This window comes from Curtobacterium herbarum (genome assembly GCF_016907335.1).
GTDB classification, from domain to species: domain Bacteria; phylum Actinomycetota; class Actinomycetes; order Actinomycetales; family Microbacteriaceae; genus Curtobacterium; species Curtobacterium herbarum.
In genome coordinates, this window is record NZ_JAFBBT010000001.1 from 1,239,414 (window position 1) to 1,253,722 (window position 14,309).

Genomic DNA, 14,309 nt, shown 5'->3' on the forward strand with positions numbered 1-14,309 from the left:
CGCATGGCCAGCACCGAGAACCCCCTGAACGACCCCGCCGTCGACCCCTTCGACGTGGCCCGCGACGCCGCCGCAGTCATCGCGGAGCGGTCCGGCATCGAGCGGCACGACATCGCCCTGACGCTCGGCTCCGGCTGGGGCAAGGCCGCGGACCTGCTCGGCGAGACCGTCTCCGAGATCCCCGCCGCGGACGTCCCCGGCTTCAGCGCCTCGGCCGTCCCCGGGCACTCCGGCACCGTCCGGTCGATCCGTCTCGCCGACGGCCGGCACGCGCTCGTCATCGGTGCACGGACGCACTACTACGAGAACCACGGGGTGCGTCGCGTCGTGCACAGCGTCCGGACGGCCGCCGCGACCGGAGCCTCGGTCATGGTCCTCACCAACGGTGCCGGCGGCATCAAGGAAACCTGGACGCCGGGCACCCCGGTCCTCATCAGCGACCACATCAACCTGACCGCCGACAGCCCGCTCGAGGGTGCGACGTTCATCGACCTGACGGACCTGTACTCGGCACGCCTCCGCGCGGTCGCGAAGTCCGTCGACCCGTCCCTCGACGAAGGCGTCTACACGCAGTTCCGCGGCCCGCACTACGAGACCCCGGCCGAGGTCCAGATGGCGAAGGCCATCGGCGGGCACATCGTCGGCATGTCCACAGCGCTCGAGGCCATCGCCGCGCGCCAGGCGGGCATGGAGATCCTCGGCTTCTCTCTCATCACGAACCTGGCCGCCGGCATCCAGAAGACGCCGCTGTCCCACACCGAGGTGCTCGAGGCCGGCAAGCAGGCCGAGCCGGTCATCGCCGACCTGCTCGCCCGCGTGGTCGCGGCACTGTGAGCGTCCTCGACACCGCGGCTGCCTGGATCGAGCAGGACCCCGACGCCGAGACGCGCGCGGAACTGCAGCGGCTCGTCGACGCCGGCGACACCGACGAACTCGACGCCCGGTTCGCCGGACGGCTGCAGTTCGGCACGGCCGGGCTCCGCGCCGAACTCGGTGCCGGCCCGCTGCGGATGAACCGCGTCGTCGTGACGCAGGCCGCCGCCGGGCTCGCGCGCTTCCTCATCGACTCCGGCCGTGACCGCAGCGTCGTCATCGGGTACGACGGTCGCGTCAACTCGGACGTCTTCGCGCGGGACTCCGCCGAGGTGATGCGGGGCCTCGGCCTCGACGTCACGCTGCTGCCCTCGGCACTGCCGACACCGCTCGTCGCGTTCGCGGTGCGGCACCTCGGCGTCGGCGCGGGCGTCATGGTCACCGCCAGCCACAACCCGCCGCGGGACAACGGGTACAAGGTCTACCTCGGCGGTGACGACGCGGGCTCGCAGATCGTGCCACCGGTCGACGGCGAGATCGCTGCGGCCATCGACCTCGTCGCAGCCGGCGACGTCCGCGCGCTCGAGCGCGCGACGGACTACACCGTCGCCGATGCGTCGCTCGTCCAGGCGTACGTGGACGCGACGGCCGCGACAGTGCCGGCCCCGGGCCTCCCGGTCGACGCGCAGCCGTCCGTCGTCTACACGGCCATGCACGGCGTCGGGTGGGAGACCGCCCGCGCGGTCTTCGCGCAGGCGGGGTTCCGCGAGCCGGCGGTCGTACCGGAGCAGATCGAGCCCGACGGCGCGTTCCCGACCGTCTCGTTCCCGAACCCGGAGGAGCCGGGCGCGATGGACCTGGCGATCGCCCGCGGTGTCGCGGTCGGCGCCGACCTGGTGATCGCGAACGACCCGGACGCCGACCGACTGGCGCTGGCGATCCCGGACGGCTCCGGCTCGTACCGTCGCCTGGCCGGCAACGAGGTCGGGTGGCTCCTCGGCTGGCGTGCCGCTGCACGTGCGGCCGACGCGGGCGTGACCGGTGTGCTCGCCGCGTCGATCGTCAGCTCACCGGCCCTCGCCCGCGTGGCGGAGCAGTACGGGCTCGGCCACCGCGACACGCTGACCGGCTTCAAGTGGGTGTCCCGTGTGCCGGACCTGCTGTTCGGCTACGAAGAGGCCCTCGGGTACCTGGTCGACCCGCAGGTGGTCCGCGACAAGGACGGCATCTCCGCCGCGCTCGAGCTGCTCTCGCTCGCGACCGAGCTGGCGGCGGAGGGCAGGACCATCGCGGACCAGCTCGACGCCTTCGCCGAGCGGTTCGGGGCGTTCGCGTCCGGGCAGGTCGCGACGCGGGTGGACGACCTGTCGCGCATCGGCGAGATCATGGCGTCGCTGCGGACCTCGACGCCGTCCGAGCTCGGCGGTCTCGTGGTCGAGTCGGTGACGGACTTCCTCGACGGGGTGCCGGGCTTCCCGCCGTCGGACATCCTGCGCTTCGACCTGGAGGGCGGCGCGCGCGTCATCGTCCGCCCGAGCGGCACCGAGCCGAAGGTGAAGGTCTACATCGACACCGTCGCGGCGACCTCGGCCGAGGCCGCGGCCCTGGCCGCCCGCTTGGCCGCCGCTGTCCGCCCCTTGGTCTCGTAGGGCGCTGCCGCCCGCGCGGCTGCCGCCTGCCCGGCTGCCGCCGCGTGCCGCCTGCGCACAACAGGAACCCGCCCGAACCGCCACATCCCGCGGTTCGGGCGGGTTCCTGTTGTGCGGCGCCGGTCGGAGCCGGACGCTCCTGCACGGCCCAGGGCAGCAGGCTGGCTGTGCACAGGGCCCGGGAAGCGCCGCCCGGCCGACGTGGAGGTGCGTGAAGCTGCCGGCATGCAACGACTCGAGATCATCAGAGGTGGGAGCGCCGACCCCACCGGCCGTCGTGGTGCAGCGCTCGTGGCAGCGGCTGACCGGGGCGCCCTCGTCCGGCTCGCACCGGGCAGGTTCGTCGACGCTGAGCGCTGGCGGGCGGCGGATGCCAGGGTCCGCCACCTCGCGCGGATCGACGCCGTCGACGAGCTGATCGCTCCGCGCCTCGTCCTGTCGCACGAGTCGGCCCTCGCTCTGCACGGGTTGCCCTGGAGCGGCGAGTTCCCCGACGTGGTCCACGTGATCGACCCGCGGCGGGAGACGTCCCAGGCGCTCCGGCTGCTCCGGAAGCACCCCGGAAAGCACCGACCGACCCGCCTTGCCAGGGCACCTTCCGGCCGTCTGGTCACGGACCTCCGGAGCACGGTCGTCGACATCGCGCTCACACAGGAGCTGCGGCGCTCCGTCCCCGTCCTCGACGTCGCGCTCCGACGCGGCGTCGACCGGACGCAGCTCGGCTCGGAGCTCGAGGCCAAGAGCGCCGCGCACGGCCGCGATCGTGCTCGGTTCGCGATCGAGTTCGCCGACCCGCGCAGTGGATCGGTGGGGGAGTCGATCGCCCGGGTGGCACTCGACGAGGTCGGAGCACCGCGGCCGGAACTCCAGGCCGAGTTCCACGACGCGGACGGCTTTGCGGCGCGGGTCGACTTCTGGTTCCCTGACCACGGCGTCGTGCTCGAGTTCGACGGTGCGGCGAAGTACCGGGACCCGGCCATGCGCGCCGCCGGCCTCACCGCAGCGGACGTCCTCCTCCAGGAGAAGCGGCGCGAGGACCGACTCCGCCGTGTGCCGGACGTCCGTCAGGTCGGCCGCTTCGGGTGGCCCGAGACGCAGGACACGGCTCGGTTCCGTGCGCTGCTGCTGGGGCTGGGCCTCCCGCTCGAGCCCCGGCGCTTCCGTCGGATCCGCTGATGCCGCACCCACCGGTGCGGACTGTCGTCGCACAACAGAAACCGCCCCAAACCGCGGGAAGCCGTGGTTCGGGGCGGTTTCTGTTGTGCGCAGCCGATCGGCGCCGGGCGCCGCGCCGGCCGACGGCGCCTACGCCAGCTCGAGCAGGACGTGGCCGGACGAGACGGTCTGGCCGACGGGGGCGTTCAGCCCGGTGACGACGCCGTCCTTGTGGGCCTGGACGGGCTGCTCCATCTTCATGGCCTCGAGGACGACGAGCAGGTCGCCCTTCACCACGGTGTCACCCTCGGCGACCGCGAGCTTCACGACGGTGGCCTGCATCGGCGACGCGACGGACGAGCCGGACGCAGCGCGGCCGCCCTTGACGCCGGAGGACCGACGCTTCGGGGGAGCGGACGGCCCGGACGGACGACGGGCACCGGCGGAGCCGCCACCGACGACGGCGGGCATGGTCACCTCGATGCGCTTGCCCTGCACCTCGACGACGACCGTGTCGCGGGACGCCGGGGCGGGCAGCTCCTCGGGGGCGCCGCTCCACGCCGGGATGTCGTTGACGAAGTCGGTCTCGATCCACTGCGTGTAGATGCTGAACGGCTCGTCGTCGGCGGTCGCGAACGCCGGGTCCGCGACGACCGCACGGTGGAACGGGATGACGGTCGGCAGGCCGGCGACCTCGAACTCGGCGAGGGCACGGCGCGAACGCTCGAGCGCCTCGGCCCGGGTCGAGCCGGTGACGATGAGCTTCGCGAGCATCGAGTCGAACGCGCCGGAGACGATGTCGCCGGAGACCACGCCGGAGTCGACCCGGACGCCGGGGCCGGACGGGGCGTTGAACACGTGCACGGGGCCCGGCGCGGGGAAGAAGTTGCGGCCCGCGTCCTCGCCGTTGATGCGGAACTCGAACGAGTGGCCGCGCGGCGTCGGGTCGGCGTAGTCGAGCACGCCACCCTCGGCGATGCGGAACTGCTCGCGCACCAGGTCGATGCCGGTGACCTCCTCGGACACGCAGTGCTCGACCTGCAGACGGGTGTTGACCTCGAGGAACGAGACCGTGCCGTCGGCGCCGATGAGGAACTCGCACGTGCCGGCGCCGACGTAGCCGACCTCGCGGAGGATCGCCTTCGACGACTCGTACAGCAGGGTCTGCTGGGCCTCGGTCAGGTACGGCGCCGGTGCCTCCTCGACGAGCTTCTGGTGGCGACGCTGCAGCGAGCAGTCACGCGTGGACACGACGACGACGTTGCCGTGCTCGTCGGCGAGGCACTGGGTCTCGACGTGCCGCGGCTTGTCCAGGTACTTCTCGACGAAGCACTCGCCACGACCGAAGGCCGCGATGGCCTCACGTGTGGCCGACTCGAAGAGCTCGGGGATCGACGCACGGTCCCGCGCGACCTTGAGGCCGCGGCCACCGCCACCGAACGCGGCCTTGATCGCGACGGGCAGGCCGACCTCGTCGGCGAAGGCGACCACCTCGGAGACGTCCTGCACCGGTTCGATGGTGCCGGGGGCGAGCGGCGCGCCGACCTTCTCGGCCACGTGGCGTGCGGACACCTTGTCGCCGAGGCGCTCGATCGACTCGGGCGACGGGCCGATCCAGGTGAGCCCGGCGTCGATGACGGCGCGGGCGAACTCGGCGTTCTCGGCGAGGAATCCGTACCCGGGGTGCACGGCGTCGGCGCCGGAGCGGCGGGCGACCGAGATGATCTTCTCGATGACCAGGTAGGTGTCGGCGCTCGTGGTGCCGTTCAGCGCGTAGGCCTCGTCGGCGAGGCGGGCGTGCAGGGCGTCACGGTCCTGGTCGGCGTAGACCGCCACCGAGGCCTTGCCCGCGTCGCGGGCCGCTCGGATGATGCGGACGGCGATCTCGCCGCGGTTCGCGATGAGGACCTTGCTGATGCGGGGCATGGAACATCAGCGTATTCGTGTGCCCGGGTCCTGTTTTGACCGCCGTCCACAAGAAACACCGTGGACAGCAGGTGGATGTCTACAGCGCCGGCGTCGACTCCTGCGCCCACAGGTCGTGCCAGGCGATCCCGAACCCCTGCAGCAGCATCGAGCGGAGCACCGGCAGCGACAGGCCCACGACCGCCGAAGGCGCGCCGTCGATGCGGGTGATGAAGGCCGCGGCGCGTCCGTCGATCGTGAACGCGCCGGCCACCTCGAGCGGCTCGCCCGTCGCCACGTACGCATCGATCTCCGCGGGCGTCATGTCATCGGCGAACGTCAGCACCGCGCTGTCGACCGCGACGACCCGGTCGCCGTCCACGACGAGCGCCGACCCGCCCGGCGCGACGGGTCCGAGGGACGACGCGCCCACGGGGCGGGACGACGCGCCCACCGGGCGGACGGGAGGCTCGTCACCGGCCCGCACCGCGCCTCCCGGCCCCGGGACGGTCGCCTCGGCAACCGAGTGGGCGCCGACGCGCCGGTCCACGACGCAGTGCCCGCTCCACAGCGTGCCGCCGCCCGCGGCGAGCATCTGCCGCCAGCGCTGCCGGGCGAGCTCCGGGTCGTGCGGCTTGCCGTACAGCACCCCGTCGACCTCGAAGGCCGAGTCCCCGCCGAGGACGATGCCGTCGAGCTCGGCGTCGTCCGTCCGCTCGACCAGGCCGTCCGCGACCGCCGTCGCCTTCGCCACCGCGAGCAGCGACACGAGCTCCGGGCCGGTCAGCTCACGCCCCAGGCGGTCCCGCTCGGCGGCGGCCGCGGCATCCTCGTCGACCCCCGGCGCGACGAGCACCGGCTCGATGCCGGACTGCGCCAACAGGGCGCGACGGGCGGGGGAGGTGCTCGCGAGGTACAGACGCATGGGAACATCGAACCATGGGTGAATCCGTCGGCACACTGCTCGAACTCGACGTCACCGGGATCGCCCACGGCGGCATCTCGGTGGCACGGCACGAGGGGCGCGTGGTGTTCGTCACGGACGCGATCCCCGGGGAGCGCGTCGTGGCCCGGGTGACGGAGGACCGGAAGAAGTCGTTCTGGCGTGCCGACACCGTGCAGGTCCTCGAACCGAGCGAGCACCGGGTGGACCACGTCTGGCCCGAGGCGGGCCTCGACCGCGACCCAGCGGTCCGTCCGGGTGGCGCCGAGTTCGGGCACATCGCCCTGGCACACCAGCGGACCCTGAAGCGCGACGTGCTCGTCGACTCGTTCTCCCGCTTCGGCAAGATCGACCTGGACGCCGTGCTCGGCGCGCCGGTCGTGGTGGAGGCCGCTCCCGGTGACGACGAGGCGAACGGGCTCGGCTGGCGCACCCGCGTCCGCCTGCACGTCGACGCCGACGGCACGGCCGGACCCTTCGCCGCCCGGTCGCACACCGTCGTCCCGGTCACCTCGCTGCCGCTGGCCACCGCGACCGTGCAGGGCTCGGCGCCGCTCGGCCGCGGCTCGATGCCCGGCGCCGAGGTCGTCGACGTCCTCAGCCCGAGCGGCTCGGGCGGGGCGCGTCTGGTGATCGACGCGCAACGCCCCACCGTCGTCCAGGAGGTCGTCGGCGAGCGGACGTTCGCGGTCGACGACGACGGCTTCTGGCAGGTCCACCGGCAGGCGCCGGCCGTCCTCACCGCGGCCGTGCAGGACCTGGTCGACCGTGACCGGCTCGACCCCGAGGGCCAGCACCTCGACCTCTACGGCGGCGTCGGCCTGCTCGCCGCGGCCCTCGCCGACGTCGTCGGGCCGCGGGCCCGCGTGACGAGCGTCGAGAGCGCGACGCGCGCGACCGAGCACGCGCTCGAGAACCTGTCCGAGTGGATCGGCGCGCGTGCCGAGACCGGCCGTGTCGACCGGTGGCTGTCCCGCACGGTCGAGTCGGCCTCCCGTCCGGAGCGCGACCGCTTCCGCGCCGGCACGATCGTGCTCGACCCGCCCCGTTCCGGTGCCGGTCGCGAGGTCGTCGTGTCGATCGCCGCGCTGCAGCCGGCGCAGGTCGTCTACGTGGCCTGCGACCCGGTCGCCCTGGCCCGCGACGTCGCGACGTTCGCCGACCTCGGGTACCGCCTGGAGGCCCTCCGCGCCTTCGACCTGTTCCCGCACACCCACCACCTGGAGGCCGTGGCGCGGCTGGTGCCGGTCGGCTGAGCTCCGGCGGGTGGTCGGCCCCGTCGGGAACCGTGGCGGGGTACGAAGCTGAGGCTGACCTGGGTATCCTTGGCGAGACGGCAACCGGGATCAGGGCCCGGCGCGTCGTCGGAACGAGAGGCAACCGTGGGAGACACGACCACCAGCACATCGACCGGCACGGCAGGGACTGCCGGTCTCGAGACCCGGCCGGTCCGGGTCGCCATCGTCGACGACCACGAGTCCGTCCGACTGGGGATCCAGGCCGCCTGTCAGAACGAGGGGTTCGAGGTGGTCCTCACCGCCGCGAGCGTCCCGGAGTACATCGCCCAGCTCGGTGGGCGCGAGGTCGACGTGGTCGTCCTCGACCTGTCGTTGGGCGACGGCTCGACGGTGACCGAGAACGTCAAGGGCGTGCAGGGCACCGGCTCGGCCGTCCTCGTGCACAGCATCGCCGACCGGGTCGCGAACGTCCGCGAGGCACTGGCGGCAGGGGCCGCCGGCGTCATCCCGAAGTCGTCCGCGACGAAGACCGTGATGGCCGCCGTCGCGACCGTCGCGCGGGGTGACGTGCTCAACAACCTCGAGTGGGCGAGCGCCATCGACGCCGACCGGGACTTCGCGAAGGCCCAGCTCGGGCGCCGCGAACGCGAGATCCTGCACCTGTACGCATCGGGCCTGCCGCTGAAGCTCGCGGCACAGCAGCTCGGCATCGGGTACTCGACCGCACGTGAGTACCTCGACCGCATCCGGGTGAAGTACGTCGAGGTGGGGCGCCCCGCCCCGACGAAGGTCGACCTGCTCCGACGGGCCGTCGAGGACGGGATCCTGCCGGGTCTCGACTCCGGCATCGATCCCGACGGCGATGGTCGCTGACGACTCCCGCGCCGGACGGTCCTCGTGACCACCGACGCAGCGGCGGACGCCGGGCCGACACCGGCCCGGCGTCCGTCGTCGGCGGGCGGCCCGGCACCGGAAGTCGGTCCCGCATCGGCCACCGGTCCGGGGCACGTGCGGGGTGCCGGCTGGGCTGATCCGTCCCGGTCGGTCCGCGCGACGATCACGCAGGCGTCGCTCGACCGGGCCTTCACGATCCTGATGGCCATCGCCGCGATCGGGTTCGGCGCGGTGAACGTCTCCGGGCTCCTCAAGCAGCTGCCGTACCTCGACCCGGTCTGGGCTCCGGCGTCGGCGATCGTGATGGCGCTCTCGCTCGTCGCGGTCGGTGTGTCCGCGATCGCGCAGCGGTGGTCCCAGGTGGCCCAGACCGTCTGTGCGCTGTTGTTCCTCGTCGCGCTGCTGACCTTCCCGCTCACCGTCGACCGCGCGCTGCCGGTCGACCAGGTCCCGTGGCCGTGGTGGCTCTGCAACGTCGGCACGATCGCCGCCTCGCTGAGCTTCGCCACGTGGCGTGCCGCGGTCTACAACGCCCTCGTGCCGATCATCTACTTCGTGCTGCGGCTCTCGCCGGCCGGCGGCGCCGTGGGCCTGCAGCGGGCGTTCCTCGACGGCGCCTACACGGCCGTGCTCGGCATCGCGGCGCTGGTCCTCATCGTGGTGCTCCGCCGCGCGGCCGCAGCGGTCGACGCCGCCCAGGCCACCGCGGTCCGTCGGTACTCGCGGGCCATCCGTGAGCACGCGACCGAGGTCGAACGGGTCCAGGTCGACGCGATCGTGCACGACAGCGTGCTGACGACGCTGCTGTCCGCCGCCCGTGCGGACACACCGGACGCCGAGACCCTCGCCGCACGGATGGCGCGGAACGCGATCGACCACCTCGCAGCCGCGGCCTCCGACGGCCCGGGCGAGGACCAGATCGTGCCGTTCGACGTCCTGCGGGACCGGATCGTCGCCTCCGTCACGTCCCTGGGCGCTCCCGTGCAGGTCCGGAGCGTCCCGGCGGCGGGCCCGGGGCTGCCCTTCTCGTCGGCCGACGCGATCGCCTCGGCCGCACTGCAGGCGGCGGTGAACAGCGTGCAGCACGCCGGTGACGACGTCTCGCGCTGGATCACGATCGTCGCCGACCGGAAATCCGTCGAGGTCGAGGTCGCCGACGACGGCACCGGCTTCGACGCGCACGCGGTGCCGGCCGAACGGCTCGGGGTCCGGCGCTCGATCATCGAGCGGATGGCAGCCGCCGGCGGCGAGGCCGACCTGCGGACCGCGCCCGGCTCCGGCACCCGCATCGTGCTCCGCTGGCCGGCGCTCGGCGCCGCGGGCGACGGCGAGGCCGCGGACGGCGATCCGGGCCTGGGCCGCGACGGGGCTGCGGACCGCGACGGGGCTGCGGACCGCGACGAGCGGGAGGCGCGCGGATGAGGGCCTCCATCCCCGCCGGTGTGGCCACCGGGCTCGCTGCGCTCTTCTCGCTGCTGCACCTGGTGCTCGCGGTCACCACCCTCCCGGGCACACCGGCGGAGGCCGCGCCGGTCATCGCCTGCATGGTCCTCTACGCCGCGGCGACCGCCCTCGCGCTGTTCGTCCGCGGTCCGGTGCTGCCCGTCTGGGTCGCCTGGTTCGCACTCGCCACCGCGGTCGTGATGCCCATCGTCTGCTCGACGGTCGTCGACCTGCGGGTGGCACCGACCTACGCGACCTGGTGGATCGCCGCCGTCGGCACCCTAATGGTCGTGCTCGCCGTCCGGCAGCGTGGACGCTTCGCCTGGGTCGGCGTCGCGTTCTGCACCGTCCACTCGGTGGCCTGGGCCGGCCCGGAGGCGCTGGGCGCGTTGGGCGCGCTCGGCAACGTGATCTGGTTGTCGGTCGCCACCGGCTTCGCGATCGCGATGAGCCACGCCACCCGGATCACCCGCGACTTCGTCCGGGCCGAGCAGGAGACCGTCGACTGGCAGGCGGCGCAGGACGCGCACGTCTCCGAGCGTCAGGTCCGGCTCGGACAGACGACGCGGATGGCGCTGCCGATGCTCCAGCGCATCATCGACACCTGCGGCGCCCTGGACGAGGACGAGCGCGCCGAGAGCCTGCACCTGGAGCAGGCGATCCGCGACGAGATCCGCGGCCGCTCCCTGCTGTCCGACGACGTCCGGGTCGAGGTGATGCGCCTCCGTCGCCGCGGCGCCGTGGTGCAGCTGCACGACGACGGCGGACTGGACGACCTCGAGACGGTCGAGCAGGAGCGCGTGCACGCCGAGCTCGCCGACGCGCTGCGACGGGCGTACGACGCGGACGCGGACAACGTCATCGTCCGGACGGTGCCGGACAACGCCGACGCCGCGGTCACCGTCGTCGGGCTGCGGTTGGACGCGGCCGAGAGCCAGTCCGCGGCGCTCGGGACGGCGGAGGACGACGAGGACGACGACGACGAGGACGCGTCCGTCGCGCTGTGGCTCGAGATCGACCGGTACGCGGCCCGGGCCTGATCGCCGGAGCTCGCCGGCCCTCGCCGGCGCTGAGTCTCGCCGGCGCCGAGTTTCGCCGGCGCTGAGTTTCGCCCACACTGGGTCTCACCGGCACTGACGTCGCCGGAAACGGGGAACGGGCCGGTCGGAGCTACCGACCGGCCCGTTCACGACCCGAGTCAGAGCGACAACCCGAATATCGCCCTGACTCGTCACGGTGGTGGCGTCGTACCCTAGTCGGCCACCGACCGGCGATGTACTTCGAGGAAGAACACCGAACACCGTCAATGATGCCATCGGTACCAGTGGGTGACAGTCGTCATTTCGGGGGACAATTCTGCGGATCTCGAGCGGTTCTCGGACCGCACGTCCCCCGAGCGAGGGGAGACCGAACGGTGTGTCCGCCGGATGGTGACGTCGACACCCGTCGGTATCGGACGGGGTACAGCGGCCTGACATGGACGGACGCCACCCGAGCCGGTACCGGACCGGTACCGGCCGTGTCGTGGTTCAGCGGAGCGACCGGCTCCAGGCGCCCTGGTGGAGCGGCTCGCGCATGCCGCGCGCAGACCGGGTCCAGCCGTCACGCGGTGTGGTCTCCGCCCGCGCACGTCCGGCCGCGGCCGCGTCGTCGGCCTGTCGCTGCAGGACCGCGATGACGGCCGCGAGTTCCTCGGGGGACGGGTTCCCGCTGACGACGTGCACGTCCGCGACCGACGCGGGGGCGTCGGCCGGGACGGCAGCGGCGTGGCGCGGGCTCACAGCGGGATGTTCCCGTGCTTCTTCGGCGGCAGGCTGGCCCGCTTGCCGCGGAGCGCCCGGAGCGCCTTGATGACCGCGACGCGGGTGGCGTGCGGCTGGATGATCCCGTCGAGTTCCCCGCGCTCGGCCGCAAGGTACGGCGACGCGACGTTGTAGGTGTACTCGTTCGCGAGCTTCGTCCGGACGGCGGCGACGTCCTCGCCGGCCTCCTCGGCTCGCTTGATCTCGCTGCGGTACAGGATGTTGACCGCACCCTGGCCACCCATGACCGCGATCTCGGCTGTCGGCCAGGCCAGGTTGATGTCGGCGCCGAGCTGCTTCGAGCCCATCACGATGTAGGCCCCGCCGTAGGCCTTGCGCGTGATGACGGTGACGAGCGGGACGGTGGCCTCGGCGTACGCGTAGAGCAGCTTCGCGCCGCGGCGGATGACACCGGTCCACTCCTGGTCGGTGCCGGGCAGGTAGCCCGGGACGTCCACCAGGGTCAGGATCGGGATGCCGAACGCGTCGCAGAACCGGACGAAGCGCGCGGCCTTCTCGCCGGCGTCGATGTTCAGCGTGCCGGCCATCGCCTGCGGTTGGTTCGCGATGATGCCGACCGTGCGGCCCTCGACGCGGCCGAACCCGATGAGGATGTTCGGCGCGAAGAGCGGCTGGACCTCGAGGAAGTCCCCGTCGTCGACGACGTGCTCGATGATCTGCGTGACGTCGTACGGCTGGTTCGTGGAGTCCGGGATCACGACGTCGAGCTCGCGGTCGGCGTCGGTGGTCTCGAGCTCGGGTGCGACGTCGTAGGCGGGCGGGTCCGACAGGTTGTTGTCCGGCAGGAACCCGATGAGCGACCGGGCGTAGTCGAGCGCGTCGGACTCGTCCTCGGCCAGCCAGTGCGCGACCCCGGAGACGGCGTTGTGCGTCTGGGCACCGCCGAGCTCCTCGAAGCCGACGTCCTCGCCCGTGACGGTCTTGATGACGTCGGGGCCGGTGACGAACATGTGGCTGGTCTTGTCGACCATGATCACGAAGTCCGTCAGGGCGGGGGAGTACACCGCACCACCGGCAGCCGGACCCATCACGATCGAGATCTGCGGGATGACCCCGGAGGCCGCGGTGTTGAGGCGGAAGATCTCGCCGTACTTGCCGAGGGCGACCACGCCTTCCTGGATGCGGGCCCCGCCGGAGTCGAGGATGCCGATGATCGGCACACCCGTCTTCATGGCGTGCTCCATCACCTTGATGATCTTCTCGCCGGCGACCTCGCCGAGGGAGCCGCCGAAGACGGTGAAGTCCTGCGCGTAGACCGCGACCTGGCGGCCGTGGATCGTGCCGAAGCCGGTGACGACCGCGTCGCCGTAGGGCCGCTTGGCGTCCATGCCGAAGGCGTGCGTGCGGTGTCGGACGAACTCGTCGAGCTCGACGAAGGAGTTCTCGTCGAGGAGCTGCTCGATCCGCTCGCGCGCCGTCGTCTTGCCCTTGGCGTGCTGCTTCGCGATGGCGGTCTCGCCCGCTGCGGTCACGGCTTCGTGGTACCGCACGCGGAGGTCGGCGAGCCGGCCGGCGGTCGTCGAGAGATCGGGGGTGTCTCCTGTGGTCACCCGTTCACCATACCGGCGGTCCGGGACGGCCCCGTTGGAGGACCCCCACGGTTCCGGGACGTAGGTTTGCGTGCATGTCCACACCGGTCACGTCCGAGTTCGCCTCCGCCCGCGCCGCCGTCGAGGGCGCCGGCGCGACGCTGATCGTGCTCCCGACCACCGGCTCGACGAACGCCGACCTGCTCCGCGACGCTCCGGACCTGGCCTCCGGCAGCGTCCTGGTGACCCTCGAGCAGACCGCCGGACGCGGCCGGCTGGACCGCTCGTGGACGGCCCCGGCGGGCCAGACCCTGGCGGCGAGCGTGCTGGTGCGGGCGGAGCTCGACCCGCGGGACCGGGGGTGGCTGCCGCTCGTCGCGGGCGCCGCCGTCCGGGACGCCGTCGCCGGTGCACTCGACGCCGGTGCACTCGACGCTGCAGACGGCCGCGTGCTCGTGAAGTGGCCCAACGACGTCCTCGTCGACGGCCGCAAGGTCAGCGGTGTGCTCTGTCAGGTCGCCGCCGACGGCTCCGTCGTCGTCGGCGTCGGCGTGAACCTCACCATCCCGGCGGCCGACCTGCCGACCCCGACCGCGACCTCCCTGCTCGTCGCCGGGGCGACCGCACCGGCCACGGCACTCGCCGACGCCGTCCTGACGGACCTGTGGACGGGCCTCCAGGAGGCCGTGGCCGGGCTGGTCGCCGGCGGTGCGGCCGCCGACGCGGTCCGCTCCCACGTGCGCGCCGTGTGCGGGACGATCGGCCAGCGGGTCCGCCTCGAACTGCCGGACGGGTCCGTCGTCGAGGCCGACGCGACCGGCGTCGACGACGACGGCCGCATCACGATCCGGGACCGGACCGGCGCCTCCAGGGGCGTCGCGGTGGGGGACGTCACCCACCTGCGCTATGCATGAGCC

General features: G+C 72.9%; 12 protein-coding genes. 8 read left to right on the forward strand and 4 right to left on the reverse strand.

Going from position 1 to position 14,309, the window contains the following annotated elements; translation table 11 throughout:
• Nucleotides 1-3 precede the first annotated feature (3 nt).
• From JOD51_RS06080 to JOD51_RS06090, 3 genes are all read left to right on the forward strand, one after another.
• Nucleotides 4-834, forward strand: coding sequence for a purine-nucleoside phosphorylase (locus JOD51_RS06080; protein WP_204607467.1), 831 nt, complete (start codon nt 4-6; stop codon nt 832-834).
• A complete protein-coding gene (locus tag JOD51_RS06085) occupies nt 831-2,462 on the forward strand; it encodes a phospho-sugar mutase (RefSeq protein ID WP_204607468.1) in 1,632 nt (543 codons plus the stop codon). The genes JOD51_RS06080 and JOD51_RS06085 overlap by 4 nt, the downstream gene beginning before the upstream one ends.
• 225 nt (nt 2,463-2,687) lie before the next feature.
• On the forward strand, nt 2,688-3,638 hold the full coding sequence (locus JOD51_RS06090) for a hypothetical protein (RefSeq protein ID WP_204607469.1): 951 nt from the start codon (nt 2,688-2,690) through the stop codon (nt 3,636-3,638).
• A gap of 129 nt (nt 3,639-3,767) precedes the next feature.
• Here JOD51_RS06090 and JOD51_RS06095 read toward each other — a convergent pair whose 3' ends face one another.
• Together JOD51_RS06095 and JOD51_RS06100 are read right to left on the reverse strand one after the other, a co-directional pair.
• The gene (locus JOD51_RS06095) at nt 3,768-5,543 is read right to left on the reverse strand and encodes an acetyl/propionyl/methylcrotonyl-CoA carboxylase subunit alpha (RefSeq protein WP_204607470.1); all 1,776 of its coding nucleotides are present in this window, start codon (nt 5,541-5,543) and stop codon (nt 3,768-3,770) included.
• A gap of 79 nt (nt 5,544-5,622) precedes the next feature.
• Nucleotides 5,623-6,447 carry a Maf family protein gene (locus JOD51_RS06100; protein ID WP_204607471.1) on the reverse strand — a complete coding sequence of 275 codons (825 nt, stop codon included), beginning with the start codon at nt 6,445-6,447 and terminating at the stop codon, nt 5,623-5,625.
• A 14-nt stretch (nt 6,448-6,461) separates the two neighbouring features.
• Here JOD51_RS06100 and JOD51_RS06105 point away from each other — a divergent pair, with 14 nt between their 5' ends.
• The 4 genes from JOD51_RS06105 to JOD51_RS06120 all read left to right on the forward strand — a co-directional run bounded on the left by JOD51_RS06105 (nt 6,462) and on the right by JOD51_RS06120 (nt 11,080).
• A complete protein-coding gene (locus JOD51_RS06105; RefSeq protein ID WP_204607472.1) occupies nt 6,462-7,721 on the forward strand; it encodes a class I SAM-dependent RNA methyltransferase in 1,260 nt (419 codons plus the stop codon).
• A 126-nt stretch (nt 7,722-7,847) separates the two neighbouring features.
• Nucleotides 7,848-8,576 (forward strand): response regulator transcription factor, encoded by a 729-nt coding sequence (locus tag JOD51_RS06110; RefSeq protein ID WP_372377747.1) that lies wholly within the window; start codon nt 7,848-7,850, stop codon nt 8,574-8,576.
• Between the two features lie 24 nt (nt 8,577-8,600).
• Nucleotides 8,601-10,019 carry a sensor histidine kinase gene (locus JOD51_RS06115; RefSeq protein WP_204607473.1) on the forward strand — a complete coding sequence of 473 codons (1,419 nt, stop codon included), beginning with the start codon at nt 8,601-8,603 and terminating at the stop codon, nt 10,017-10,019.
• Nucleotides 10,016-11,080: a DUF8320 family protein gene (locus JOD51_RS06120; RefSeq protein ID WP_204607474.1), complete on the forward strand. Its 1,065-nt coding sequence runs from the start codon at nt 10,016-10,018 to the stop codon at nt 11,078-11,080. Before JOD51_RS06115 ends, JOD51_RS06120 begins: the two co-directional genes overlap by 4 nt.
• A gap of 489 nt (nt 11,081-11,569) precedes the next feature.
• Here the strand turns inward: JOD51_RS06120 and JOD51_RS16945 are convergent, their stop codons facing one another.
• Together JOD51_RS16945 and JOD51_RS06130 are read right to left on the reverse strand one after the other, a co-directional pair.
• Nucleotides 11,570-11,821: an acyl-CoA carboxylase subunit epsilon gene (locus tag JOD51_RS16945; RefSeq protein WP_204607475.1), complete on the reverse strand. Its 252-nt coding sequence runs from the start codon at nt 11,819-11,821 to the stop codon at nt 11,570-11,572.
• Nucleotides 11,818-13,413 (reverse strand): acyl-CoA carboxylase subunit beta, encoded by a 1,596-nt coding sequence (locus JOD51_RS06130; RefSeq protein ID WP_204607476.1) that lies wholly within the window; start codon nt 13,411-13,413, stop codon nt 11,818-11,820. Before JOD51_RS06130 ends, JOD51_RS16945 begins: the two co-directional genes overlap by 4 nt.
• Nucleotides 13,414-13,487: 74 nt before the next feature.
• Here JOD51_RS06130 and JOD51_RS06135 point away from each other — a divergent pair, with 74 nt between their 5' ends.
• Nucleotides 13,488-14,306, forward strand: a complete 819-nt coding sequence (locus tag JOD51_RS06135) for a biotin--[acetyl-CoA-carboxylase] ligase (protein WP_204607477.1) — start codon at nt 13,488-13,490, stop codon at nt 14,304-14,306.
• Nucleotides 14,307-14,309 lie beyond the last annotated feature (3 nt).

Coding starts and splice junctions, on each gene's coding strand:
- JOD51_RS06090 (WP_204607469.1), top strand. CDS start 2,688: ATGCAACGACTCGAGATCATCAGAGGTGGGAGCGCCGACCCCACCGGC.
- JOD51_RS06100 (WP_204607471.1), bottom strand. CDS start 6,447: ATGCGTCTGTACCTCGCGAGCACCTCCCCCGCCCGTCGCGCCCTGTTG.
- JOD51_RS06080 (WP_204607467.1), top strand. CDS start 4: ATGGCCAGCACCGAGAACCCCCTGAACGACCCCGCCGTCGACCCCTTC.
- JOD51_RS06135 (WP_204607477.1), top strand. CDS start 13,488: ATGTCCACACCGGTCACGTCCGAGTTCGCCTCCGCCCGCGCCGCCGTC.
- JOD51_RS06105 (WP_204607472.1), top strand. CDS start 6,462: ATGGGTGAATCCGTCGGCACACTGCTCGAACTCGACGTCACCGGGATC.
- JOD51_RS06095 (WP_204607470.1), bottom strand. CDS start 5,543: ATGCCCCGCATCAGCAAGGTCCTCATCGCGAACCGCGGCGAGATCGCC.
- JOD51_RS06120 (WP_204607474.1), top strand. CDS start 10,016: ATGAGGGCCTCCATCCCCGCCGGTGTGGCCACCGGGCTCGCTGCGCTC.